At 72.4% G+C, this 25052-nt stretch carries 24 protein-coding genes; 12 read left to right on the top strand and 12 right to left on the bottom strand.

Annotated elements, in window-relative coordinates; translation table 11 throughout:
* Window positions 1–6 precede the first annotated feature (6 nt).
* Entirely contained in the window at window positions 7–918 is a 912-nt protein-coding gene (locus ACZ7KF_RS38620) for a Gfo/Idh/MocA family protein (protein WP_471086350.1), read from the top strand.
* Here ACZ7KF_RS38620 and lnt read toward each other — a convergent pair.
* Together lnt and ACZ7KF_RS38610 are read right to left on the bottom strand one after the other, a co-directional pair.
* A complete protein-coding gene (lnt, locus tag ACZ7KF_RS38615; protein WP_471086347.1) occupies window positions 836–2410 on the bottom strand; it encodes an apolipoprotein N-acyltransferase in 1575 nt (524 codons plus the stop codon). The two genes, ACZ7KF_RS38620 and lnt, sit on opposite strands and share 83 nt — an antisense overlap.
* Before the next feature lie 79 nt (window positions 2411–2489).
* Window positions 2490–2966: a nuclear transport factor 2 family protein gene (locus tag ACZ7KF_RS38610; protein WP_471086344.1), complete on the bottom strand. Its 477-nt coding sequence runs from the start codon at window positions 2964–2966 to the stop codon at window positions 2490–2492.
* Window positions 2967–3114: 148 nt separating this feature from the next.
* Here ACZ7KF_RS38610 and ACZ7KF_RS38605 point away from each other — a divergent pair, with 148 nt between their 5' ends.
* Entirely contained in the window at window positions 3115–3732 is a 618-nt protein-coding gene (locus ACZ7KF_RS38605) for a TetR/AcrR family transcriptional regulator (protein WP_471086342.1), read from the top strand.
* Window positions 3733–3742: 10 nt separating this feature from the next.
* Here the strand turns inward: ACZ7KF_RS38605 and ACZ7KF_RS38600 are convergent, their stop codons facing one another.
* From ACZ7KF_RS38600 to ACZ7KF_RS38575, 6 genes are all read right to left on the bottom strand, one after another.
* Window positions 3743–5119 (bottom strand): MFS transporter, encoded by a 1377-nt coding sequence (locus ACZ7KF_RS38600; RefSeq protein WP_471086339.1) that lies wholly within the window; start codon window positions 5117–5119, stop codon window positions 3743–3745.
* Between the two features lie 178 nt (window positions 5120–5297).
* Window positions 5298–5975: an SGNH/GDSL hydrolase family protein gene (locus ACZ7KF_RS38595; RefSeq protein WP_471086336.1), complete on the bottom strand. Its 678-nt coding sequence runs from the start codon at window positions 5973–5975 to the stop codon at window positions 5298–5300.
* Between the two features lie 356 nt (window positions 5976–6331).
* Window positions 6332–8248: a restriction endonuclease gene (locus ACZ7KF_RS38590; RefSeq protein ID WP_471086333.1), complete on the bottom strand. Its 1917-nt coding sequence runs from the start codon at window positions 8246–8248 to the stop codon at window positions 6332–6334.
* A 211-nt stretch (window positions 8249–8459) separates the two neighbouring features.
* Window positions 8460–8639, bottom strand: coding sequence for a hypothetical protein (locus ACZ7KF_RS38585; protein ID WP_471086331.1), 180 nt, complete (start codon window positions 8637–8639; stop codon window positions 8460–8462).
* A gap of 195 nt (window positions 8640–8834) precedes the next feature.
* The gene (locus ACZ7KF_RS38580) at window positions 8835–9710 is read right to left on the bottom strand and encodes an undecaprenyl-diphosphate phosphatase (protein WP_471086328.1); all 876 of its coding nucleotides are present in this window, start codon (window positions 9708–9710) and stop codon (window positions 8835–8837) included.
* A gap of 142 nt (window positions 9711–9852) precedes the next feature.
* Window positions 9853–10323, bottom strand: a complete 471-nt coding sequence (locus tag ACZ7KF_RS38575; protein ID WP_471086325.1) for a winged helix-turn-helix transcriptional regulator — start codon at window positions 10321–10323, stop codon at window positions 9853–9855.
* A gap of 116 nt (window positions 10324–10439) precedes the next feature.
* Between ACZ7KF_RS38575 and ACZ7KF_RS38570 the strand changes: the two genes are divergently transcribed.
* Complete coding sequence (locus ACZ7KF_RS38570; protein ID WP_471086322.1) at window positions 10440–11609, top strand: thiolase family protein; 1170 nt, start codon at window positions 10440–10442, stop codon at window positions 11607–11609.
* 239 nt (window positions 11610–11848) lie between these two features.
* Here ACZ7KF_RS38570 and ACZ7KF_RS38565 read toward each other — a convergent pair whose 3' ends face one another.
* Entirely contained in the window at window positions 11849–12640 is a 792-nt protein-coding gene (locus ACZ7KF_RS38565) for a TVP38/TMEM64 family protein (RefSeq protein WP_471086319.1), read from the bottom strand.
* A gap of 304 nt (window positions 12641–12944) precedes the next feature.
* On the opposite strand from ACZ7KF_RS38565, the gene tuf reads away from it, so the two are divergent.
* Complete coding sequence (tuf, locus tag ACZ7KF_RS38560; protein WP_471086316.1) at window positions 12945–14114, top strand: elongation factor Tu; 1170 nt, start codon at window positions 12945–12947, stop codon at window positions 14112–14114.
* 118 nt (window positions 14115–14232) lie between these two features.
* The gene (locus tag ACZ7KF_RS38555) at window positions 14233–15078 is read left to right on the top strand and encodes a spermidine synthase (RefSeq protein ID WP_471086313.1); all 846 of its coding nucleotides are present in this window, start codon (window positions 14233–14235) and stop codon (window positions 15076–15078) included.
* Here ACZ7KF_RS38555 and ACZ7KF_RS38550 read toward each other — a convergent pair.
* Together ACZ7KF_RS38550 and ACZ7KF_RS38545 are read right to left on the bottom strand one after the other, a co-directional pair.
* On the bottom strand, window positions 15040–16338 hold the full coding sequence (locus tag ACZ7KF_RS38550) for an MFS transporter (protein ID WP_471086310.1): 1299 nt from the start codon (window positions 16336–16338) through the stop codon (window positions 15040–15042). The two genes, ACZ7KF_RS38555 and ACZ7KF_RS38550, sit on opposite strands and share 39 nt — an antisense overlap.
* Before the next feature lie 175 nt (window positions 16339–16513).
* On the bottom strand, window positions 16514–17572 hold the full coding sequence (locus tag ACZ7KF_RS38545; RefSeq protein ID WP_471086307.1) for a DUF8017 domain-containing protein: 1059 nt from the start codon (window positions 17570–17572) through the stop codon (window positions 16514–16516).
* 62 nt (window positions 17573–17634) lie between these two features.
* On the opposite strand from ACZ7KF_RS38545, the gene ACZ7KF_RS38540 reads away from it, so the two are divergent.
* Window positions 17635–18096 carry a DUF4442 domain-containing protein gene (locus ACZ7KF_RS38540; protein ID WP_471086304.1) on the top strand — a complete coding sequence of 154 codons (462 nt, stop codon included), beginning with the start codon at window positions 17635–17637 and terminating at the stop codon, window positions 18094–18096.
* Between the two features lie 69 nt (window positions 18097–18165).
* Here the strand turns inward: ACZ7KF_RS38540 and ACZ7KF_RS38535 are convergent, their stop codons facing one another.
* Window positions 18166–18345 carry a cold-shock protein gene (locus tag ACZ7KF_RS38535; protein WP_471086301.1) on the bottom strand — a complete coding sequence of 60 codons (180 nt, stop codon included), beginning with the start codon at window positions 18343–18345 and terminating at the stop codon, window positions 18166–18168.
* Window positions 18346–18636: 291 nt separating this feature from the next.
* On the opposite strand from ACZ7KF_RS38535, the gene ACZ7KF_RS38530 reads away from it, so the two are divergent.
* From ACZ7KF_RS38530 to ACZ7KF_RS38505, 6 genes are all read left to right on the top strand, one after another.
* Complete coding sequence (locus ACZ7KF_RS38530; RefSeq protein WP_471086298.1) at window positions 18637–19629, top strand: LuxR C-terminal-related transcriptional regulator; 993 nt, start codon at window positions 18637–18639, stop codon at window positions 19627–19629.
* Window positions 19630–19828: 199 nt separating this feature from the next.
* Window positions 19829–20146 (top strand): hypothetical protein, encoded by a 318-nt coding sequence (locus ACZ7KF_RS38525; RefSeq protein WP_471086296.1) that lies wholly within the window; start codon window positions 19829–19831, stop codon window positions 20144–20146.
* A 396-nt stretch (window positions 20147–20542) separates the two neighbouring features.
* Window positions 20543–21910, top strand: a complete 1368-nt coding sequence (locus ACZ7KF_RS38520) for a type III PLP-dependent enzyme (RefSeq protein WP_471086293.1) — start codon at window positions 20543–20545, stop codon at window positions 21908–21910.
* A complete protein-coding gene (locus ACZ7KF_RS38515; protein WP_471086290.1) occupies window positions 21907–22920 on the top strand; it encodes a 4'-phosphopantetheinyl transferase superfamily protein in 1014 nt (337 codons plus the stop codon). The genes ACZ7KF_RS38520 and ACZ7KF_RS38515 overlap by 4 nt, the downstream gene beginning before the upstream one ends.
* Complete coding sequence (locus ACZ7KF_RS38510) at window positions 22920–24449, top strand: class I adenylate-forming enzyme family protein (protein WP_471086287.1); 1530 nt, start codon at window positions 22920–22922, stop codon at window positions 24447–24449. The genes ACZ7KF_RS38515 and ACZ7KF_RS38510 overlap by 1 nt, the downstream gene beginning before the upstream one ends.
* Before the next feature lie 227 nt (window positions 24450–24676).
* Entirely contained in the window at window positions 24677–24940 is a 264-nt protein-coding gene (locus tag ACZ7KF_RS38505; RefSeq protein ID WP_471086284.1) for a phosphopantetheine-binding protein, read from the top strand.
* Window positions 24941–25052: the final 112 nt, after the last annotated feature.

Raw genomic sequence — 25052 nt, 5'->3', positions numbered from 1 at the left:
GAGCACGTGAAGGTCGGCTGCATCGGACTCGGGGACATCGCGCAGAAGGCGTACCTGCCGGTGCTGGGCGCGCAGCCGGGGCTCGACCTCCATCTGCAGACCCGCACACCCGCCACCCTGGAGCGGGTCGGGGACACCCTGCGCGTGCCCCGGGAGCAGCGGCACACCACCCTCGACTCGCTGCTCGCCGCCGGCCTCGACGCGGCCTTCGTGCACGCGCCGACGGCCGTCCACCCCGAGATCGTCACCCGACTGCTGGAGGCCGGCGTCCCGACGTACGTGGACAAGCCGCTCGCCTATGAACTCGCCGACTCCGAGCGGCTGGTGGACCTCGCCGAGCAGCGCGGTGTGTCGTTGTCCGTGGGTTTCAACCGCCGGTACGCGCCCGGGTACGCGCAGTGCCTGGACCACCCCCGCGAGCTGATCCTCCTGCAGAAGAACCGGGTCGGGCTGCCGGAGGAGCCCCGCTCGATGATCCTGGACGACTTCATCCACGTCGTGGACACCCTGCGGTTCCTGGTGCCGGGGCCGGTCGACGACGTCAGCGTCCGCGCCCGCGCCGAGGACGGGCTGCTCCACCACGTCGTGCTCCAGCTCGCCGGGGACGGCTTCACCGCGCTCGGCGTCATGAACCGGCTCAGCGGCTCCAGCGAGGAGATCCTGGAGGTGTCCGGTCAGGACACCAAGCGCCAGGTGGTCAACCTCGCCGAGGTGATCGACCACAAGGGACAGCCGACCGTGCGCCGGCGCGGCGACTGGGTGCCGGTGGCCCGGCAGCGCGGCATCGAGCAGGCGGTCCTCGCCTTCCTCGACGCCGTACGGGCGGGGAAGGTGCTCAGCGCCCGTGACGCGCTGGCGACCCATGAGCTGTGCGAGCGCGTGGTACGAGCGGTGCAGGACCGCTCCGGCGCAGCCTGAACGCCCGTATCCCCTCGGTCACGCCCAGCGCGGCCAGCACCAGCAGCGCACCGTGCACCGGCCAGTCGCCGTAGCGGACGTACGGCGTGATGCCGTGCGCGAGCGGTACGTCGTACACGCGCGTGGTGCTCGCGCCGGTGCCGAGCCACGGACCGAGGCGCTGCCCGTCCGGGCCGTAGACCGCCGAGACGCCCGTGAGCGTGGCGTGCACCATCGGGCGGCCGGTCTCGGCGGCGCGCAGCGCGGCCAGCGAGGCGTGCTGCTCGGGGGCCCAGCTGTGCTGGAAGGACGAGGTGGAGGACTGGCCGAGGAGGATGTCCGCGCCGTCCTCGGCGAGGTGCCGGCTCATGTCGGGGAACGCGGTCTCGAAACAGACCAGCGGGCCGATCCGCAGTCCGTGCCCGACGTTCATCACGGTCTGCTCGGTGCCGCGGCGCCGGTCCTCGCCCGCGGCCCGGCCCACCGAGGTGGCCCAGCCGAGCAGGGAACGGGCCGGTATGTACTCGCCGAACGGGACCAGCCGCATCTTGTCGTACCGGTCGCCGGTCGGGCCGTCCGGGCCGACCAGTACCGAACTCTTGTAGATGCCGGGCCGGTCGGAGCGGCGGGCGTCCACGTTCACCAGGACGTCGGCACCCGTCACCCGGGACAGCGCGGCCAGCCGCCGGGTCAGGTCGGGGCGGTCGTCCAGGTCGAAGCCGACGCTGGACTCGCCCCACACCACCAGGTCGACGTCCTGCCCGGCGAGCCGCCGGGTCAGCTGTTCCTCCCGGTCGAACCGCTTGTCACCGCTGTCCTGTCCGGCCACGACCCCCGGCTGCACGACGGCGATCCGCGTGGCCGCGTCGACGTCCGGGCGGGGCGCCCACACCCAGGCCGCCGAGGTCGCGGCGGCCGTGGCGGCCAGCGAGGCCACGGCCGGCACGCGTGACGCGCGGACCGAGACCAGCACCGCCACCGCCGTGTTGACGGCCACCACCAGGAAGCTGAGCAGCCACACCCCGCCCACCGAGGCGAGCCGCAGCGCCGGGTCCACCTGCCACTGGCTGGCGCCCAGCATGCCCCAGGGCCCGCCGAGGCCCTGCCAGGACCGGACCAGTTCCACCGCCAGCCAGGCCGACGGCAGTACCAGCAGCGCGGCGCCGATCCGGCCCGGCGACGGCGTCCCGCCCAGCAGCCGGCGCACGAGCAGTCCCCAGGGTGCCCAGAGCAGCCCCAGCAGCGCGGCTATCAGGAAGATGAACACGTGCAGGCTCGGCAGCAGCCAGTGGTGCACGGCCACCAGGAAGCCGATGCCGCCGCACCAGCCGTCGTACGCCGCCCGCCGTCCCGTCGGCGCCGAGCGGGCCAACAGGATCCACGGCACCAGGGCGACGTACGCGAACCACCACAGCGACGGGGCCGGGAACGCGAGTACGGGCAGGGCGCCGGCGAGGGCGGCGGTGGCCGAGCGACGCCAGGGGGAGGTCAGCCAGTGGTTGATCGTCCTCATAAGGACCCTTCCTACCCAGCTGTGGTTCCAGTGTGCGTCGGGGACGCAACCGGTGCGTCCCGGAGCCTGCCCGCGCCCCTCACCCGGCGCCGGGTCCGCTCGTCGGCGGACGGCGCCACTTCTCCTGTACGACGACCTCGCGCAGCCGCCAGCCGTCGGCGGTCCGCAGCACACCGAAGTCGTACCGCCCGCCGCACACGAGGTCCGGTGCGGCGGAGCCGTCGGGGCCGGCGAAACGCAGGGGGTTGAGATAGTCGGCGCGCACCCGGGCGGTGTCCCCGGTGTCCTGCTCCAGGGTTCCGAATCGCACCTGCCGGTTGACGATCAGATGCTGCCGCACGGCGAACAGGGCCAGGTTCTCGGCGAGCCAGGCGGCGACCCGCTCCGCGTCGCCCTCGATGCCGCCCGCCGAACGGTAGTCGGCCCGGCCGTCCGCCGTGAACAGCCCCCGGTACGCCGCCCAGTCTCCGTCGTCCACCGTCACCGCGTACGCGGTGACCAGGTCCTCCACGGCCAGCCGGTCCCTCACCGTCGCGAACTCCGCACGCTGCGTCATCGGCACAGTGTTGGGCACGGCGGACGCGGAGCCAAGGGGTGTGCGGGGTGAATGTTCGGTGGCGCGGGACGCCTTCGGCGGCCCGGCCGCGCGCAACTCCCTTGCCGGCCACCGATCGAGCCCGACGGACTGGGGTACGATCGACCGTATGGGTAGTGCCGCGGCCGCCGTCACCGACAAACGCCTCCTGCGCGGTGCCCGGACCCGGAAGGCCATTCTGGAGCGGGCCGTCGACATCGCCTCGCTCGACGGTCTCGGAGGGATCAGCTTCGGCCGTCTGGCCACGGACACCGGGCACAGCAAGGCGGGCATCCAGACGCTCTTCAAGACGAAGGAGGCGCTGCAGCTGGCGGTCGTCGACTTCGCCCGCGAGATGTTCGTCGACCACGTCGTCCGGCCGGCCGGGTCCGCGCCGCGCGGCGTCGCGCGTCTGCGCGCGCTGCTCGACGAGTGGGTCGTCTACGCCTCCACCCCGCTGTTCGCGGGCGGATGCTTCCGGGCCGCGAACCTCGCGGAGTTCGACGGCAGGACCGGGCCCGTCCATGACGCGCTCTTCCGGGACCAGCGGGAGTGGCTCGAGGTGATCGCCGGCGAACTGCGGTACGCCGTCGACGCCGGTGAGATCGCGGACCTGGACGTCGAACTCGCCGTCTTCCAGATCGACGCGCTGCTGTGCGCCGCCAACACGGCTCTGCGGCTGGGGGACGACAGCGCGGTGAGCAAGGTCCGCCGCGTCGTCGAGGGGCTGCTGACCGCTCCGCGGTGACGCGGTCGGCTCACTCGTGCTCCTGCGGCCGTTTCGGCAGAAGGAAGACGACGACGCCCGCTGTGACGGCGATGACGAGCGTCCCGAAGGACGCCACCGCAAGGGCGTGGCCGGCGGCGGCGACCCTGCCGACCGACGCGGGACGGAACGAGCCGAAGAAGACGGCACCGATCACGGCGACGCCCAGCGCTCCGCCGCACTGCTGAGCCGTCGACAGGATCCCCGACGCGACACCGGCCGACTCCGGCTCGACGCGGCTCAGCACCGTGTTGAGCGCCGGTGTGATCACCAGTCCGCCACCGACGCTCTGCAGCACGAGCGTGGGGATCACGAGCAGGGGGGTGATCCGCGGTCCGGACACCAGCAGGAGACCGGTCGCCAGGTATCCGCTCGCCAGGACGATCGCCCCGGCCTCCAGGACACGGCGCCCGTATCTCGGGATGATCCGGCTCGCCACCATGCCGAACACGAAGAAGGCGGTGGCCGCCGGCGTGTGGACCAGGCCCGCGCCGAGCGCCGACATGCCGAGGCCCTGCTGCAACGCCACCGACAGCACCAGGTAGTAGGAGTAGATCAGCGCGTACAGGGCGAGGACGAGAACGAGGCCGAGGGAGAACGAGCGCTGCCGGAACAGCGACAGCGGCACCAGCGGATCCCCGCCCCGCCGTTCCCGTCCCCGCTCGATCGCGACGAACAGGGCGAACGCCACCGCACTGCCCGCGAAGCAGGCCCAGACCCACCCCGGCCAGCCTGCCTCCCGCCCCTGGATCAGCGGGAGCACCAGGAGGAAGAGGGCCGCGCTGAGCACCAGGACGCCGGGCGTGTCCAGCCTGCGGTCGGCGGCTGACCCCGTCCTCGGTACGTAGCGCACGGCGAGCAGGAACATGGCGATTCCGATCGGCACGTTCACCCAGAACACCAGGCGCCAGCCAGAGCCGAACAGGTCGGCCCCGATCAGCAGTCCGCCGACGACCTGTCCGCCGATGGTGGCCAGGCCCATGACGATGCCCAGCACTCCGTACACGCGGTGCCGCCTCGCCGCCGGCACCAGCACCGTGACGTACGCGAACACCTGAGGAACCATCAGGGCGGCTCCCAGGCCCTGGACGACACGCGCGGTGATGAGGCCGCCCGCGTTCGGGGACAGCGCGCAGGCGACCGACGACAGAGTGAACAGGGCCACCCCGAGGAGGAACATCCCCTTGCGGCCGTACAGGTCGGCCAGGCGGGTGGCCGTGATGATGAAGACCGCGTAACTCAGCTGGTAACCCGCCAGGACCCACTGCACATCGCTGTCGGAGGCGTGCAGGTCCGCCACGATCGAGGGGGCGGCGACCACGACGATGAACGAGTCGAGGACCGCCATGAACAGGGCGGCCAAAGCCACCGATAACGTCAGCCACGGAAGGGCGTCGGCTTGCCCGGCCACCACCGGCCGGCTGACGGATTGCTGACTGCTTGCCACGACAGAAGACCTCTTCGTTCGTCGGAATGCGGCATCGCGTGCGCGCGGGAAGTCCACCCGGGGGGTCCGGCCGGGCGGCGGTCGGGCTCGGGAGCGGGCGTCACGCCGAGGCGGCGCGCCCCAGGGAACCGGCCAACCGCTTGATCATCTCGGCCGCCATGACGGCCTGGCCCGAGGCCGAGAAGTGGATGCGGTCCTCGCTGAGCAGGTTGCCGCGGTCGTTGACCGGGTGCTCCCACATGTCCACCACTACGGCGTCGTACTCGGACGCCAGCCCCCGCACGATCTCGTTGACCGCGGCGATCCGCTCCGGCCAGTCGGGGAATACGGGGACGACGTACGCCCTGCCGAGCGTGAAGGTCGTCAGCAGGGCGCCGGTCCCCTTCGCCAGGTCGTACATCTGCCGAAGCGTTCGCTCCACCGCGCCGAAGTCCGGTCTGCGCCGCACGATGTCGTTGGCCCCGCACGGCAGATGGAGCAGGTCCGGGGCGAACTCGGCCATTCGGGCCGCCTGGTTCTCCAGCGTCCGGGCGGTCGTCGCCCCGGCCTCGGAGACGTTGAGGTACTCCAGTTCCGGCCGGACGGCCCGCAGGACACCGGCGACCCGGTCCGGCCAGCCCTGGTCCCGGTAGCCCGGGGCGGGGTCGCCGGTTCCCGCCGAGAGGCTGTCGCCGATGACGGCGTACCTGCGCCACGGGGCCCCGGTCAGCAATGCCACGGCATCCGCCTGCTCCAGGCAGAACGGGTCGGTCGCCTCGGTGAGAAGGGGTGGCTTCATGCAAGAGAACATACAGTCGACCGTATTCTTTTTTCAAGCGCCGACTCGGCGTCAGGGCGTGCGGGGGCGCGGGGGTTCAAGGGCGCGATGCCCCTGTGCGGGAGGCCGGTGGAGCGGCAGAGCCGCAGCGTGGATCACGGAGCGGTGACGAGGCGGACCGACGGGGCAGCCGCCGTGGAGCGACCGCGGCGTGAACCGGGGCTCTCCGTCTGCCGGCAGGCTCCGCGTGCTCGATCCCTCGACGTGCCCGTGGTGCCCGCACCCGGGCCCGGGCGCCCCGTCTTCGAGCCGTGCAGCGCTGTGTCCTTGTGGACGGGGGGGCCGGATCGCGGCATCCGGACCTGGGCGCGGACGGCCTACTCCACCTCGATGCCGTAGTCCCTGACGAGTTCCTCCAGACCGCCCGGGTAGCCCTTGCCGCCGAGGACGAATTCCCAGTCCCCGTTGGACCTGCGGCGGAAGGAGCCGAGTACCAGGGCGGTCTCGCGGGGCCGGCCGTCGGAGACGGCGAGTCTCCCCAGCTCGGTCATCCCGGGATCGAGAAGCCGGATGCAGGCGTCGGTGAAGCCGGACAGGTCGGCGTCCGCGTCGGCCTCCGGATCGACGGCGGCCACGAGAACCAACCGGTCGGCCTCCCTCGGCAACGCGTCGAAGGAGACGCGGAGCGCGGCCTTGTCGGGCGGGCCGGCGGGAAGGGCGCGCACGGTGCCGTCCGGCGTCTGCGGGTTGTTGTAGAAGACGAAGTGGTCGTCGCTGAGGACCCGGTCGCCGCGGCAGACGAGTGCGCACACGTCCAGGGCGACCCTTCCGGTCCACGACATGCCCAGGACGTTGTGGTCGTCGGGCAGCCGGGGATCCGGGACCGACGGCGCCGGCCGCGCTCCGCCGCGCCGGGCTCCGTCGCCCAGGCGTCCGCGAAGCCCGTGCCGGTGCAGCAGGTCGACGAGTTCGGTCCCCGAGATCAGTTCCAGCGGTTTGCCCTGGGCGAAGGTGTGCGAGCCGGGGCCGAACCCCGACGTCGTCACGAGCACGCCCTTGTTGGCGCCGGTGTCCTGCACGGTCCCGTACAAGTCGCGCACGGCGGTGGGCGGGACCGTGTTGCGGTAGCGCTTCACCTGCACGACGATCTTGCCGCCTCGGATGGGAGCCGGATCCAGCGCGTCGACGTCCACCCCGCCGTCGTTCGAGCGCTGGGTGGTGACCGCCTGCATGCCCATGGCCCGGAAGAGATCGGCGACGAGGTCCTCGAAGGCGATCGGATCCATCTCGTACAGGTCGGGTTCCTCGGCGCTGCCATGCGTGACGACACGGTTCCCGACCTCCTGCGGCCGGCGACTCGTCCGCACCGGCGTGAGCTGGTCGGGGCGCGCCGAAAGCTGCCCGCGCAGCGCGCCGGCCAGGCAGCTGGGGGCGTCCACCTGCGCCAGGTGCAGGTCGCGGAACGTCGAGCGTGGAGCCATCACGGTGGCCAGAAAGATGTGACCCGGCCGGCCCGTCGTGGGGTCGTGCCCGTCCACGAATCCGTTCAAGGCCACCGACTCGAGCGCGCCCGACTCGTCCGCGGCGAAGAGTTCGTGCAGAACGAGCAGCATGCACTGGGCGAGGACCTCACGGTACAGAGCCCGGCGCTGGCCCACCGGCCGGGGCGTCTCCTTGTCCTGGTCCAGGCTGGGCATGTACCGGACGGACTTGACCTCGGGGGCGACGTCGTAGGCGGGCAGCTCCCAGTCCAGCACCAGCTGTCCGGCCGCCGGGTCGTAGGCCGCCGCCACCTGGCGCGGGAAACCCTCCGGCCACGCCGTCGAGGCGTAGAGCGCGGCGGAGAAGTACTCGACCACGGCGTCGGGATCGCGGCGCCTCACTCCCTCGGTCAGCTCGACCACACCGGCGGCCCACCCGCTCTGCGGCTGGTGGTGACCGAAGTCCGGCACAGGGACGGGCGGCTCCGGTGTTCCCGGAGCGAACCCCTGGGCCCCTGCGGGGCGCGGCGGAACCCCCGCCGGGCGCATGAGAGAGGTGGCCCTGAAAGCCGGGGCCTGGCAGCCCGAGGCGAGGAGACCTTGCAGCGCCGCGACCCGCGCGTCCAGTTCCCGTGTGCGACGCAGTGCCTCGGCCTGCCGGTACTCGCGGTGGCTCTGGGCAGCCCGCCGCAGGTAGGCACGTGCTTGCTGCGCTTCCTGTCGCTGTCGTCCGGCCTCGGCCTCCAGCCGGCGCTGCTGCTGCCTCTGCATCTCGGCCCAGATGCCGGCCAAGCCGTTAGAGCGACGACCCATGTGGTGCAAGCCCTCCCCGAGGCGCTCTGGTTGTCCCCACAACCAGGTGTAACGGGACGACTTTAGTCAGTGATGCCGGTCTCGCATATCCGCTGGGCAAGAGCAACGGCGGTCGCGGTGCGGATCGGCGCCGGGCAGGGAGTGCGGTGCGGGGCAGGGGGAGCTGCGCGGGGCAGGGGGTGCTGGGCGGGCGGGTGTTCCGGTGGCGGGGTCAGGCCGCCTCGATGACCCGCCCGCGGATCGCCTCGGCCCACTCGATCACCAGCAGCTCGTACTCCGCGCGCTCCTGGGCCGACAGCGTGCCGCCCGCGCGCAGCCACAGCGCCCGGATCTTCTCGTTCACCTCGGCAGCAGACCGCACGGAACCAGGGGGCAGGGAATCGGGGGACATGCGGACAGCCTAGGGGCAAGAACTGACCGTGCGCTACCGCGTGGCTACGCAGAAGGTATGGGGTTGGTCACCGTCGGCGGGCCGCCGACCGTTCGTGGCCGCGAAACGCCCGCCGTCCAGGGGGCGTTGGCCAGGTCGGAGGCGGGCGGCCGCGGTGCGGAAGATGTCCGAAACAGGGGTGCCGGAGCCGGCCCGTCAGCCCGCCGACTCCGCCGCGTGCGGGCTCAGTACGCCCGCGCCGACCAGAGCGATGATCACCACACCGAGAGCGACGCGGTACCAGACGAACGGCATGAAGCTCTTGTTGGAGATCCACTTCATGAACCATGCGATGACCGCGTATCCCGAGGCGAACGCGATCACCGTCGCGAACAGGGTCGGGCCCCAGGCCACATGGCCCTCGCTCAGCGAGTCCTTCACCTCGAAGGCGCCGGAGGCGAGGACGGCCGGGATGGCCAGCAGGAAGGAGTAACGGGCCGCGGCCTCGCGCCGGTATCCCATGAACAGGCCGCCGCTGATGGTCGCTCCGGAGCGGGAGACGCCGGGGATGAGCGCGCAGGCCTGGCAGAGGCCGAAGATCAGGCCGTCCCTGATGCCGAGGTTCTCCAGCGACTTGCGCTGCTTGGGTGCCCGGTGCCGGCCGCCGGTCTCGTCGCGGGCCGCGAGCCGGTCGGCGATGCCGATGACCACGCCGACGACGACGAGCATGGTGGCGGTGACCCGCAGATCGCGGAACGGCCCCTCGATCTGGTCCTTCAGCGTCACACCCAGCAGGCCGATCGGGATGGAGCCGACGATCACCAGCCAGCCCATCTGCGCGTCGTGGTTGCGGCGCATCGTCTTGTCGAACAGCGAGCGGAACCAGGACGTGATGATCCGGCCGATGTCCTTGCGGAAGTAGATGAGGACCGCGGTCTCCGTGCCGATCTGCGTGATGGCCGTGAAGGCCGCCCCCGGGTCCTTCCAGCCCGAGAACGCGGCGGTCAGCCGCAGGTGGGCGCTGGAGGAGACGGGCAGGAACTCGGTCAGCCCCTGGACGAGTCCGAGGACGAGGGATTCAAACCAAGACATGAAGGTACGGCGTCCAAGCGCTGGAGAGAAATGGTGATCATGTGACGAGGGCAGCGTAGCGGGCCCCGGTGACAGCGGGGCAACAGGGGCCGGGCGGTTGGGCGGTCCTCGTCGCCCGTCCCGCGCGTGGCGACCGGTCGGTTCAGGCGGCCGTCGGACCCGCGACGGTCCAGCCCGGGACCTGCGGGTGGGCCGTCAGGTCCTCGTGGCGCACGGCGTCGCCGCAGGCCTGGCAGGTGACCACCGGTACGAGTGCGCTGCCGCAGGCGTGCTCGACGACCATCGGCAGGCCGGTGCCCTTGCGGAGATGGCGGTCGCCCCACTCCTTGAGGGTCATCAGCACCGGCTCCAGCTCCAGTCCCGCCTGGGTGGGTCGGTACTCGAAGCGCTGCGGGCGCTCGCTGTAGACGCGCTTGGTGAGGATGCCGGCCTCCACGAGGCGGCGCAGCCGCGCGGCCAGGATGTCGCGCGGGGCGCCGATGTTGCGCACGAGCTGGTCGAAGCGGCCGTTGCCCAGGCACACCTCCCGCAGGACGAGCAGGGAGTACTTCTCGCCGACCAGGGCGAGGGCGTCGGCGATGGAACAGGGGCGCGGGTCCTTCGTGGCGGCCATGCGGCCATTCTAGAGGAGGGTTTGATTTTCCAACCCAGCGAGTTATCGTGAGTTTGGATTTCCTACTCACCGGTAGCTCCCTACGGGTAGCCAGGGCGGCCAAGGAGGCCCGCACCATGCGAGACGCAGTCATCGTCGAAGCCGTACGCACCCCCGTCGGCAAGGGCAAGCCGAACGGGTCCCTCGCCCACGTCCACCCCGTGCAGCTCCTCGCGCACACCCTGCGCACCCTGGTCGAGCGCTCCGGCGTCGACCCGGCGCTCATCGACGACGTGATCGGCGGCACCGTCGACCAGGTCGGCGAGCAGGCCATGAACACCACCCGGTACGCCGTCCTCGCCGCCGGCCTGCCCGAGTCGGTCCCCGCGACCACCGTGGACCGCCAGTGCGGCTCCTCCCAGCAGGCCGTGCACTTCGCCGCGCAGGGCGTCATCTCCGGCGCGTACGACCTCGTCGTCGCCTGCGGCGTGGAGTCGATGAGCCGGGTGCCGATGTGGTCCAACGTGCCCGCCGGCAAGGACCCCTTCGGGCCCGGCGTCGCCGAGCGCTACCCGGAGGGCCTGGTCCCGCAGGGGATCAGCGCCGAACTCATCGCCGCCAAGTGGTCCCTCACGCGCGCGCGGATGGACGAGTTCGCGGTCTCCTCGCACCGCAAGGCCGCCGCCGCGTGGCAGGCCGGGCTCTTCGACGCCGAGGTCGCGCCGCTGGACGGCGTGGCCCGCGACGAGTGCGTCCGCCCGGACAGCACCCCGGAGATCCTCGCCGGCCTCAAGCCCGCCTACTACGACCCCGGCTTCGCCGAGCGCTTCCCGCAGATCGAGTGGAACGTCACGGCGGGCAACGCGAGCCCCGTCAACGACGGCGCCTCCGCCGTGCTGATCACCTCCGGCGAGACCGCGGCCCGGCTCGGCCTGCGCCCCCTGGCCCGGCTGCACAGCTTCGCCGTGACCGGCTCCGACCCGCTGCTGATGCTCACCGGCGTCATCCCGGCGACGGAGAAGGTGCTGCGCCGGGCGGGGCTGACGCTCGACGACATCGACCTGTTCGAGATCAACGAGGCCTTCTCCAGCGTGGTCCTGGCCTGGCAGCAGGAGACCGGCGCCGACCTCGCCAAGGTCAACGTGCACGGCGGGGCCATCGCCCTCGGCCACCCGCTCGGCGCGAGCGGGACCCGGCTGACCACCACCCTGGTCCACGCGATGCGCGCACGCGGCGCCCGCTACGCCCTGCAGACCATGTGCGAGGCGGGCGGACTGGCCAACGCGATGATCCTGGAAGGCGTCTGAGTCCGGGCACCGCCGGTCCGCGGACCGGTCACCGGGACGTACCCCGCCCGGCGGCCGCGATCAGCTCGTCGTCGCCGCGACGGCGGCCTCGCGCCCGGGCGGCCGGCTCGGTGCGCTCGGTGCGGCCGGCTCGGTGCGGCCGGCGACGTCACGGATGCCGAACGCGGGCCGGGGCGGCCGTGCGGGCCGGTCCGGTGAGAGCCGGTTCGAGGGCGGCTTGCGGGGGGAGGCGCGCCGGTTCACCGGCCGCGCAGCTGATGACGCTTGCGCCACGCCACCACCGTGCCCGCCAGCGCCGGCAGGGCGATACAGGCCATCGCGATCAGGAAGGCGGGGGAGGTCGGCGCCGAGGCGCGGGCGCCGGCGACCGCGTAGGCGGCCGTGTTCGGGATCGAGCCGACGGCGGTGGCCAGCAGGAAGGGCAGCCAGCGCATGCGGGAGACGGCGGCGCAGTAGTTCGCCGCCCAGAACGGCACCCCGGGGAAGAGCCGGGCCGCCAGCATCGACCGGAACCCGTGCCGGCTGAGCTGCCCGTCGGCCGCCTTGAGCCACCGGCCGCGCAGCAGCGGGCGCAGCGCGTCCTGCCCCAGCAGCCGGCCCAGCCCGAACGCCACCCCGGCCCCGAGCACCGTGCCCGCGAGCGCCGTCCCCAGCCCCAGCTGCGAGCCGAACAGCGCGCCCGCGGCCAGGTTCAGCAGGGGGCGCGGGACGAACGCCACGGTGCACAGGCCGTAGCCCGCCGCGAAGACGAGGGCCGCCGCTGCCCCGCCGAGCTGCGGTGGCCAGCCCTGCGTCAGCAGCCGCTGCGGCTCGCACAGCAGCACACCCGCCGCCCCGCCCGCGAGCAGCGCGAACAGCAACGACAACCGGGCGTAAGGGGACAGCAGCAGCCGTGTGCACCGGCCGGCGAACCCGGCGCGCGGCAACGGCGCGGCCGGCCCGGCCCCGGGCACGGGCGCGGTGACGGCGAGCTCCGTGGCGGCGACCCGGGGAGAGGCCGTGGCGGTGCCAGAGCGGTTGGCATCGAGCATCCGACGACAGTAACCGACACATGTGTGTGATCGGCGTATGTCCTGAACTCGCTTACCGCGAAAAACCATTCGACGCCGGACAAACCGTCGGCAATGATCGACGACATGTCCCGGTACGCCTTCCTCCTCGCAGCATCCGCCGTCGCGGATGCCCCGAAGGCTGCCGTCCCGCTCCTCGTGGCCGCTGTCGACGGCGCCCGAAGCTGACCCTCCCCGGATCGTCCGGCGGACCCCGCAGGGGGAGGGTCGGCCCGTCACCGGGGTCCCGTCCGTTCCGCCCGACCGGAAGCTTCGAGGTACAGCCATGTCCAAAACGGCCTACGTGCGCACCAAGCCGCACCTGAACATCGGCACCATGGGTCACGTCGACCACGGCAAGACCACCCTGACCGCCGCCATCACCAAGGTTCTCGCCGAGCGCGGCACCGGCACGTTCGTGCCCTTCGACCGCATCGACCGCGCCCCGGAGGAGGCCGCCCGCGGCATCACCATCAACATCGCGCACGTCGAGTACGAGACCGACACCCGGCACTACGCCCACGTCGACATGCCGGGCCACGCCGACTACGTCAAGAACATGGTCACCGGGGCCGCGCAGCTCGACGGGGCGATCCTCGTCGTCTCCGCGCTCGACGGGATCATGCCGCAGACCGCCGAACACGTACTGCTCGCCCGGCAGGTGGGCGTGGACCACATCGTCGTCGCGCTGAACAAGGCCGACGCCGGGGACGAGGAGCTGACCGACCTGGTCGAGCTGGAGGTCCGCGACCTGCTCACCGCGCAGGGGTATCCGGGCGACGCCGTACCCGTCGTACGCGTCTCCGGGCTGAAGGCCCTGGAGGGCGACCCGCGCTGGACGGCGTCGGTCGAGGCACTGCTCGACGCGGTGGACACGTACGTGCCGATGCCGGAGCGGTACGTGGACGCGCCGTTCCTGCTGCCGGTGGAGAACGTGCTCACCATCACCGGCCGGGGCACGGTCGTCACGGGCGCGGTGGAACGGGGGACGATCCGCCTGGGGGACCGGGTGTCGGTGCTCGGCGCGGATGCCGAGACCGCGGTCACCGGGCTGGAGACCTTCGGCAAGCCGATGGAGGAGGCGCAGGCCGGGGACAACGTGGCGCTGCTGCTGCGCGGGGTGCCCCGCGACGCCGTGCGGCGCGGGCACGTCGTGGCGGCGCCGGGCAGCGTGGTGCCCGCGCGACGGTTCTCGGCCCGGGTCTACCTGCTGTCGGGGCGCGAGGGCGGTCGTACGACACCGGTCGCCACCGGTTACCGGCCGCAGTTCTACATCCGTACGGCGGACGTGGTGGGAGACGTCGACCTCGGCGAGGCGGCCGTCGCCCGGCCCGGCGAGACGGTGCGGATGACGGTGGAGCTGGGCCGGGACGTCCCCCTGGAGCCGGGGCTCGGGTTCGCCATCCGTGAGGGCGGCCGGACCGTGGGAGCGGGCACCGTCACCGCCGTGGGGTGACGTCCGCGCGCGTGGGGTCGCCGCCCTCGCCCGCGGCGGCGGCGCCCCCGCGTCCGGCGGGCGCCGCTCTCGCCCGCAGCCGCTCTCGCCCACAGCCGCTCTCGCCCACAATGAAGGGGTGAACGCATCGATACCCGTGACCCGCACCACCGACCACGGCACCGCCAAGCTGATGCCCGATGTCGACCGGGAGCGGGCCTGGCTGCTCACGGTCGACGGGGCACCGCAGTCGTACGTGGATCTCGATGAACCGACGTACCTGGAGTTCGAGTACGCGCGGCGGCTCGGGCACGCACTGGACACGGTGGCGGAGGCCGGGCAGGCGCTGGACGTGGCGCACCTGGGCGGCGGTGCGCTGACACTGCCCCGGTACGTGGCGGCCACCCGGCCCGGCTCACGGCAGGACGTCGTCGAGGCCGACCGGAAACTGCTGGAGCTGGTCGCGGAGCATCTGCCACTGCCGGCGGGCTCGGGGGTCCGGCAGCACGCCGCCGACGCCCGGGCCTGGCTGGAGGCCGCGCCGGACGACTCCGCCGACGTGCTGATCGCGGACGTCTTCGGTGGTTCCCGGGTTCCGGCCCACCTCACCACCCGCGCCTACGCCCGCGAGGCCGAGAGGGTCCTACGGCCGGGCGGGGTCTACCTGGCCAACCTCGCCGACGCGGCGCCGTTCGCCTTCCTGCGGTCCCAACTGGCCAACTTCTCGGCCGTGTTCGAGGAGCTGGCCCTGATCGCCGAGCCGGGGGTGCTGCGCGGCCGGCGGTTCGGCAACGCGGTACTCGTCGCCTCGCACCGGCCGCTCGGCATCGCCGCGCTGGCCCGCCGCGTCGCGGCGGACGCCTTCCCGGCCCGGGTCGAACACGGCGCCGCCGTGCGGGACTTCATCGGATCCGCCCGGCCGGTCGAGGACGCCGACGCCGTACCGTCACCCGAGCCCCCCGACGGCGCTTTCGGCATCGGCTGACGCGGGCGGGGCGACGGCGACCCGGTGCGTGCGCCGGGTCAGCGTCCGCACGTCGGGGACCAGCAGCACCAGGGCGGTGACCAGCACCACCAGGCCGGCGCAGCCCCACAGGGCGGCGGCCCGCCCGAAGGCGGCCTCCGCGGGGCCGGCCAGGGCCGTGGCGAGCGGCATGAGCGAGACCGAGCCGAACCAGTCGTACGCCGAGACGCGCGAGAGCTTGTCCTCGGGGATCTCCTGGTGCAGCGCGGTCATCCAGGAGACGCCGAACACCTCCACCGTCGTACCGGCCGCGAACATCACCACGTACAGCACGCCCGCCGGCACCGGTACGGCCAGGGCGGCCGAGGGCAGGGCCAGCGGGAAGACGCACAGTGTGCCGGCGAGCAGCAGGCGGCGGGGCTTCCAGCGGGTCATCAGCAGGGCACCGGCCACCGTGCCCGCGCCGAACGCGGCCAGGGCCAGCCCCCAGGGACCGGCGCCGCCCAGGCTGTCCCGGGCGACCAGCGGGCCGTACACCGCGTCGGCCGCGCCGACCACGGCGTTGGCGATCGAGAACTGGACGACGATGCCCCACAGCCAGGGCCGGCCGATGAACTCCCGCCAGCCCTCGCGGAGGTCGGCCAGCATACCGCCGCCCGGTGCGCGCGGCGGGATGTGGCCGACGTCGAGGAAGGAACGCAGCGCTGCGGCGACGGCGAAGGCCGCCGCGTCGACGGCGAGCACCCAGCCGGGACCGACGGCCGCGACCAGGGCGCCGCCGAGCGCCGCGCCCCCGAGAGCCGCGCCCTGGGTGGCCATGCGGAAGACGGCGAACGCCCGGCCCGCCTGTTCGCCCTGCACGGAGGACATCAGCATGCCCTCGGCGGCCGGGCCGAAGAACGCCTGCCCGGTGCCGCCGAGCGCGGTGAGCAGCATCATCTGCCACAGCCGGGGTTCACCGGTCAGGACGAGCGCCGCGAACGCCGCCTGGGAGAGGCAGTTGAGGGTGTTGGCGGCGACCATCACCCGGTGCCGGGGCAGCCGGTCCGCGACCGCGCCGCCGATGAGCAGGAACACCACCAGCGGCAGCGTGCGCGAGGCGGCCACCAGTCCGACGTCCCCGCCGTCGCCGCCCGCCTCCAGGACGGCGAAGGCGGCGGCGATCAGCGAGCCGTTCGCGCCGAGGCCGGTGACGATGGCGGCCGCGGTCAGCAGGGAGTGGTTGCGTCCCGCCCAGGCGGGTCTGCGGGGGCGGGCGGGGGAGCCGGAGGTCTGGGTCACCGGCCGACTATCCCCGCCCGACTCCGGGTCTGCCAAGTGGGTTCGCGGACGGCAGCGGGGTGCCACGCCGCCGCTCCGGAGCCGCCGGCCCCGCGCCGGCCACGGGGCCCCGGCCCGGTGCACTCCGCGACCGGGTCGCCCGGATCCCGCGTCGGCCGTGCCACTCCGGCCCGGTCTACTCCACGACCGGGTCGCCGTGCAGCCGTACCGTGCCGAGGATCTTGTCGACGGTGGCGTCGGACAGTTCGTCCTTGACGCCCTTGGCGCCGTAGAGCGTCCACGAGACGAAGCTGCCCGCGGAGTTCTTGAAGGCGAACGTGGTGGCCTTGCCGTCGGTGTCGCACTTGTTCTTCTTCGGTGCGCCGACGACGTACGACGTCGCGACGCTGCCCTTCAGCCCCGACGCCGTGGTGAAGGACTTCGCCTTGCCGATCCGCAGGTACTTCTTGGAGGCGTCCTTCTGGTCGGTGTAGCCGCCGAACGCGAAGGTGGCCGAGTCGCCGCGGGCGATGCCGACGGTGTCCTTGGCGCCGTTCTCGCCCTTCGTGCCGCTGCCCGCGAGCGCGTGCGACTCCTTCGTGCCGCTGTCCTCGGAGGTGCAGTAGTCCGGTTTCAGGAAGGAGGGCGCGGAGAAGCCGATGTAGGCCGAGCCGTCGCCCTTCTCCTTGTCCTGGAAGAAGGCGAAGATGCCGGGCCGCTCCACCTCCCAGTCGGCCGGGACGTCGAAGGCGGTGCCGTACTTCGGATTGACCACGACCTTCCAGCCCGCGACCGTCGGCTTCTCCGTCTCGTTGGCGCGCGGGTTGTCGCTCGCGGACGACGTGGGCGAGTCGGACGACGCGGGGGAGCCGGACGAGGTGGCCGTCGGCGACGTGCTGGTGTGCCGTCCGTCCTTGCCGTTGTCGGCCTCGTCGTCCTTCGACCCGCCCAGCACCAGGTAGCCGGTCACGGCGGCGGTGACGACGACGGCCGTGGCCGCGATGATCGCGATCAGCTTCGTACGGCCGCCACCGCCCTGCGGGGGTTCGGGCGCCGCGGGCGGCTGTCCCCACTGCGCCTGCTGCCCGTACGGGCCGGGCTGCGTCTGCTGCCCGTACGGGCCGCCCTGCGGATACTGCTGGTACCCGGGCTGCTGGTACGGGTTCTGCTGCTGGTACCCGGGCTGCTGCGGGTACTGCTGCGGGTTGTGCTGCGGGTTCTGCGCGCCCCCTGGCGGCTGCTGATCTGGCCACATGGCCAGTAACCCTAGTGCGCTTCTCTGGCCAGCCCTGGCTACTCATGAGTAACATGCCGGTCATGAGCGCAGACCAGATGTCGATCGGCGAGATGCTCGCCGCCACCGTGCCCATGGCCCGGACGCTGAACCTCGAGTTCCTGGAGACCACGCCCGACAAGGCCGTGGTGTCCCTGCCGGACCAGAGCGCCTACCACAACCACGTGGGCGGCCCGCACGCCGGTGCGATGTTCACCCTCGGGGAGTCGGCCAGCGGCGCCATCGTGCTGGCCGCCTTCGGGGACCAGCTCTCGCGCGCCGTGCCGCTCGCCGTGCGGGCCGAGATCGCCTACAAGAAGCTGGCGATGGGCGCGGTCACCGCGACCGCGACGCTGGGCCGCCCGGCCGCCGAGGTCGTCGCCGAACTGGACGCGGGGCAGCGCCCCGAGTTCCCGGTGTCGGTCGAGATCCGGCGCGCGGACGGCGCCGTGACCGGCGAGATGAGCGTCCTGTGGACGCTCCGCCCCACCGACCAGGGGAAGTGACCCCCGAGCCCCGCCGCCGCGCCCCGCTCCCGACGACACCGGGGGCGGGGCGCGGCCGTGCGGGGCGGTTCATCGAACGGCGATGACATTGGTGGCCTTGGCACCCACCACCTCGAAGACGACCCGCTGCCCCTCGCGGGTGGTCTGCGCCTCCATGCCGGAGAAGGGGCGCCGTGCGCCGTCCTCGTCATCGGCGATGATGCCCATGCCGTCCGCCTTGTTGTAGACGGCGATCCTTCCGAGAGGCATCGTCTGTTCCTCCGTGGCTTGGTCGTGACGTCGCTGATCTCCCCCGGTGAGCAGAGCATCACGCAACGTGCTCGACGAAGGAAGGGTGCGTCGGTGCGTCGGCCACGGTTTGACCGGATGTCGGCGGGGTGCGGGGCGGCGGCCGATCGCCCGGCCCGCGCTCGTACGGCCAACTGCCCCCGAGCGGCCGCGGTTTGATCGTGTCACTTCTGGTAAGGGGCCCGAGTGGAACACCTGAGCAAGAAGTGACGAGACGAGGGGCTTGCGTGGTGTCTCAAGGGGCGCTGGTACATGCTTGATGTTCTGGGGCTTGATCCCGTGACCGACGCCGTGTACCGGGCGATGCTCGCCCATCCCGACGACGGTGTGAGCGAACTGTGCGGCCGGACGAGCCTCGCCGAGAGCGCCGTGCACGCCGCGCTCGACCGGCTCAGCGAGATGGCGCTCATCCGTCCGGCGAGCGGCGACACCCGGCGTCTGCACGCGGTCAGACCGCACCTGGCCATGCAGATCCTGCTGGCCAGGAAGCAGGCGGAAGTCGCGGCACAGCAGCAGCAACTGGAGGAGAGCCGGGCCGCCGCGGTCCGGCTGATCTCCGAGTTCGCGGGCGAGGACCCGGGGGCGGCCCGGGGCGACGTCGAGCATCTCAGAGGGCTGGACAACATCCGTGACCACCTGGCGGTGATGAACAGGACCGTCGAGTCCCAGCTCATGACGTTCGCGCCGGGAGGGCCGCAGACCCCCGACAACATGCGCAACTCCCGGCCGCTGACGCAGGAGTTGCTGGGGCGCGGCGTGCTCATACGGACCATCTATCTGGAAAGCATCCGCAACGACCCGGCCACGGTCGCGCACGCCGAGTGGCTCACGTCCGTCGGCGTCCAGGTGCGGGCCGTGCCGTCCCTGCCCAACCGGATGATCATCGCGGACTGCCGTGTCGCCATCATCGCCACGGACAGTGACGACACCGCCGACGGCGCGGTCGTGATCCGCACGCCGGGCGTACTGGCCACGCTCTGCTCCCTGTTCGAGACCACCTGGCAGGCGGCCGAGCCGTTCACCTCGGATGTGCGGCCTCATGCCGACGAAGCCCTCACCCGCCAGCAGCACGAGGTGCTGCGGCTGCTGGCCCAGGGCGCCACCGACGAGACGGTCGCCAAACGGCTCGGGGTGTCACCCCGTACGGCACGGCGCATCTCCACCACTCTCATGGCCCGTCTCGGTGCGCGCAGCCGTTTTCAGGCCGGCGTCCACGCCGTACAGCGGGGGCTCTTCGGCAACTGAGCGGAGAGCGCAACCGCCGCTTCCCGTGACCGGCCCGCCGCCGTCGTATCCGACGGCGGCGGGCCGGATTTCTTTCGCGGAACCCGACCGCGCACAAGTCCGCCGAGTGGGCCCAATTTCCTGGACTATTCTGCCCTTGGCATGAAACGTCCAGCGGTAACGGATCGTGAGACCATATCGAACGCGACAGGGTCGACGAATGCTTCTCGTTCATCTCACGCTCGATCCGCCCCCGTGCGGTGAGCTGCTGCCCGACGAAGTCGCCGCCCTGATCCGGGGCTGCGCCGGCCGCGAGGACGGGCTGGAGCATGTCGTCGTCCACGCGTCCGCCGTGCCGTGGCCGGTCATCGGCGTGTTCCTGTGCCACGCCGACCTCGGACTCGCCGAGGCGGCGGCGGAGCGGTTGTGGTGGCGCGCGGTGGCACGCAGGCCCCGGCTCGCGGCCTGGCGGCTGCGCCGGGCCGAGGCGCCGCTGCTGCGGCCCGAGGTCCTGTGGCCGGACGGCGGGCAGGTCTGACGCGGCCCGTGCGGCCTGAACCGGTCAGGGACGGTTGTGTCCACCGGTCACCACTTTCGCCAGATGGTGGTAACGGCCAACAATCTTTCTCGTCGGGAAAAGAAATCCGCGACCGAGGGGAAACTGACAATGCGTAGTCGCGTCCTTTCCGTCCTTTCCGTCGGTGTTTTCGCCGTAGCCGCCGGACTTGCTGTGGGAAGCGTTGCGGACCCCGGTCCGGCCGGTTCGCCCCGTGGGTCCGTCTCCGTGCCGTCCTCCGCTCCGGTGGACGGATCGGACGCCTTGGGGCCGGCCGGCGAACCCGGTTGGCAGTGACCGCGTGCGAAGCGCCGTGGTCGTCGTCCCCCCCCCGCACCGTGCCGAGCCGACTCCCGGCCCGGCGGAAAGGCCCGCCGTATGAACGCCGCGGAAGCCCGGATCCAGGGCATCACGATGACCGCCCTCGCCGAGGAGTTCGGCACCCCCCTGTTCGTCTACGACGCCGACGTGCTCGCGGACACCTACCGCCGGCTGCGGCAGCTGCTGCCCGAGACGGTCGACGTCTTCTACTCCCTCAAGGCCAACCCGAACATCAGCGTGTGCGCGTTCCTCGGCGCCCAGGGAGCCGGCGCGGAGGTCTCCTCGCACACCGAGCTCGTGACCGCGCTGCGGGCCGGGGTGGCTTCGCGGGACATCATCTTCCTCGGACCCGGCAAGGACGCCAGGGAGCTGGCGGCCTGCGTGGCCGCCGGGATCCACGCCGTGGTCTGCGAGTCCCTGGAAGAGCTACGGCAACTGGACGACCTGGTGGCCGAGAGCGGGGCGGCAGCGCCGTTCCCCGTGCTGCTGCGGGTCAATCCGTCGTTCGGCAGCAAGGGGTCGGGGCTCGCCATGGGCGGCAAGCCACGGCAGTTCGGCATCGACGAGGAAGAAGTGCGCAGGGCCAAGGAGACCCTGGCCGATCTGCGGCACGTGCGCGTCAAGGGCGTGCACGCGTACATGGGCACCCGGTTCCTGCACCACGCGGACGTCGTGCACAACACGGCCGGGATCCTCGCCATGGCCGAGGACCTGGCGGGGCATCTGGGCGTTCCGCTGGAGACCGTGGACTTCGGCGGCGGGCTGGGCATCGCGTACTTCGAGAACGAGCAGGACCTCGATCTCGACGCGCTCGGCGCGGGGATGCGCGAGGTGGTCGCCCCCTTCGCCGCCCGGCATCCGCACTGCCGCCTGATCATGGAACTCGGCCGCTTCCTCACCGCCGAGGCCGGCACCTATGTCGTCCGCGCCCGCTATGTGAAGGAGTCGAGAGGCGAGTGGTTCGTCGTCGCCGACGGCGGCACCAACCACCACATGGCGGCGGTCGGCATCGGCAGCTTCGTCAAGCGGAACTTCCCCGTCACCCATCTCGGGCGCCCGGCGGACGATCCCGAGCGTCCCTACTCGCTGACCGGGCCGCTGTGCACGCCGAACGACGTGGTCGCCAAGAAGGTGCCGCTGCCCGAGGTCCGCCCGGGTGACCTGCTGGGTGTGGCGCGTTCGGGCGCCTACGGCCCGACGGCCTCCCCGGGCCTCTTCCTCAGCCACGGCTTCCCCGCCGAGGTACTGGTCCACCGCGGCCGGGCCCGGCTGGTCCGGGAGCGGGACACGACCGAGGACCTGCTGGCCAGACAGCGCCTCGTCGACCTCGGGGACCTCGACGACGACCTCGGGGACCTCGACGACGACCTCGGGGACCTCGACGACGACCTCGGCGACCTCGACGGCGAGGAGGAGGCCCCGTGACCGGCACGGCGGACGCCACCGTCAGGCCCGTCGTGTCTCCTGCGGCGGACGCCGGCGTCGGGCCCGCCGTGCCCCGTGCGGCGGACACCGGCATCCGGATCGGCGTGGACGTCCTGGACCGCACGGAACTGCGCCGCCTCCTCACCCGGCCCTGGTTCATGCGCCTCAGCTACGCCCCCGAGGAGTTGAGGCTGGCCGACCGCATGGGCGCGGAGCGCCGGCTGGAGTTCCTCGCCGGACGCTTCGCGGCCAAGGAAGCCGTGGTGAAAGTGCTGGGCACCGGCCTGCTGCGGGGTGTCGCCCCCCGGGACATCTGTGTCGACCAGACCGACGACGGTGCTCCGGTGGTCGTCCTGCGGGGCCGCGCGGCCACCCTGGAGCCGGCCGCCATCGAGCTGTCCATCACCCACAAACAGGACGTGGTCGCCGCCGTGGCCCTCGGAGTGGTCACGCCGGCGGACCCGCCCCCCGCCCACACGCTCAGAGAGGACGATGCCCCCATGTCCCTGGCGGACACTGAGGACGAGGCCCGGACGACCGCCTTCCTCCGCGTGCGCATCGGCCAGGAGGACGCCCACTACGGCGGCGGCCTGGTGGACGGCGCGCACCTGCTGCGGCTCTTCGGCGACCTCGTCACCGAGATCACCGCCCGGACGGACCAGGACGAGGGACTGCTGTCCGAGTACTCCTCCGTCCGCTTCCTCGCACCGGTGCGGCCCGGTGACTACATCGAGGCACGCGCCCGCCTGGTGCGCGCCACCCGGCTGCGCCGTGTCGTGGAGCTGGAGGCGCACAAGGTCATCGAGGCCCGCCCGGCCGACGGGCCGAGCGCCGTGGAGATCCTCGGCACCCCGCGGCTGGTGTGCACGGCGACCGCGACGACGGTGATCCCCATGAAGAAGGCCACGGGGAGGCCGGCCGGCGGCCGGGGCCGGACCACGCCCCGGGCCGCCGTGCCCACCGGTACCGGACCCGGGCCGCTCCCGCCGACCACCGCGAAGGAGTCGTGATGACCTCGTCGCCCGTGCTGCTGCACGAACTGCTCGACCGCGCCGCCGAGCGCGCCCCGCGCTCCACCGCGCTGAGCACCACCGAAGCCTCGCTCACCTACGGGGAGTTCGCCCGCGCCAGCGTCCGCCTGGCCGGCCGGCTGCACGAGCAGGGCGTGCGCGCCGGTGACCGTGTCGTGGTGAGCGCCGCCGACGGACTGGGCACGGCCGTGCTCGTGTTCGCCGTCTCCCGGCTCGGCGCGGTCTTCAGCGTCCTGCACGAGGAGGTGCGCGGCGGTCCGCTGGAACACGTCCTGCGCGACTGCGAACCCGTGCTCCTCGTCTCCGACGACACCGGCGCGGGCCGTACCGCCCGCGCCCACGGAGTCGCCTTCCGGCAGCTGGCGGACCTGCTCCGGGACGCCCTCGACGGCGGGCAGCCCGCCCCGGCCGCACCCGGGAACCCGGGAACGCTGGCCGTGGACCCGGTCTGCCTCATCTACACCTCGGGCACGACCGCGCTGCCCAAGGCCGTGGTGAGCACCCACCAGCAGGTGCTGTTCGCGGCGTCCGCGATCCACGACTGCCTCGGCTACCGCGCCGACGACGTGGTGTTCTGCCCGCTGCCGCTCTCCTTCGACTACGGCCTCTACCAGGTCTACCTCGCCGCTCTGGGCGGATCCCGGCTGCATCTGGGCACGGCGGCCGAGGCCGGTCCGCCGCTGCTGCGCCACCTCGAACGGACCCGGGCCACCGTGCTGCCCGGAGTGCCCTCGATCGCGGACCGGCTGGCCTGGCTCGTCCGCCGCAGCCCCGGCTCCCTGGGGCACCTGAGGCTGCTCACCAACACCGGTGCGGCCCTGTCGGAGAGCACCCTGAGCGCTCTGCGGCAGGCCCTGCCCGGGCTGCGGGTCCAGGTCATGTACGGGCTCACCGAGTGCAAGCGCGCGGCGATCATGCCGCCGGACGGCGATCTGGAGCATCCCGGATCCTGCGGCTACCCGCTGCCCGGCACCTCGATCCACGTCGTCGACGACGACGGACGGCGGCTGCCGCCCGGCGAGATGGGGCAGATCGTCGTCCGCGGCCCGCACGTCATGGCCGGCTACTGGCGGCGCCCGGAACTCGACGCCGAGCGCTTCCCGCGTGCCGAGGGCCTCTTCCCGGAACTGCGCACCGGTGACTACGGCTGGGTGGACGACGAGGGCTTCCTGTACTTCTCCGGCCGTCGCGACGACCTGTACAAGGAGCGCGGTTTCCGGATCAGCGCGACCGAGGTCGAGGCGGCGGCGCACCACGTGGAGGGCGTGACCTCCGCGGCGGTCCTGCCGCCGGCCGGGCGGCGCGGCGCGGTGCTCGTCGTGGTCGGTGACGGTGTCTCCGCGGACGCCGTACGGGAGCGGATGCGCGAGCACATCGAGCCGTTCAAGATTCCCCGGCGCTGTCTGCGGGCCGATGCCCTGCCCACGAACGGCAACGGCAAGGTCGACCGGAAGAAGCTGGCCGCTTGGATCGAGTCGGCCGACAGCTCCACCCTCTCGGCGAAGTGACGAGCGGGAGCGCGGAGCGGTCCCCGCCGAGCGATCCCCGCCGAGCGATCCCCGCCGAGCGGGAAGCCCCGGGCGAGACCTGCCGAGCGAGAACTGCCGATGACGACAGCCGGGTGACGACTGCCGGGCCAGAACTGCCCGGTGACAACTGCCGACTGACAACTGCCGACTGACAACTGCCGAGTGACAACTGCCGAGCAAGAGGCATCGAGCAAGGAGGACCACTGATGGACCGTGAGGCGATCGTGCGCGCACTCGAAGCCGCGCTGACCGACGTGCTGGAGCGCCCGGTCACGGGACTGAGCGGCGAGGTCAGGCTCTTCGACGACCTGCACCTGGACTCCACCACCATGCTGGAGATGCTGATGGCCCTGGAGAACTCCATAGGGCTGACCGTCGATCCGGAGGAGCTGGACGCGGACGACTTCGAGTCGGTGGACACCTTCACCGACTTCGTCGAGTCGACGCTGCGCAACCAGGTGCCGGCGTGACCATCACCCAGCCGGACCTCAGCGTCTTCGAGACCCTGGAGTCCGAGGTGCGCAGCTACTGCCGTGGCTGGCCCACCGTGTTCGACCGCGCGCGGGGCAGCCGGATGTACGA

The sequence above is a fragment of the Streptomyces sp. NPDC038200 genome (genome assembly GCF_055600785.1).
The sequence above is the reverse complement of the archived record's forward strand: the minus strand, read 5'-3'. Positions and strand labels throughout refer to the sequence as shown.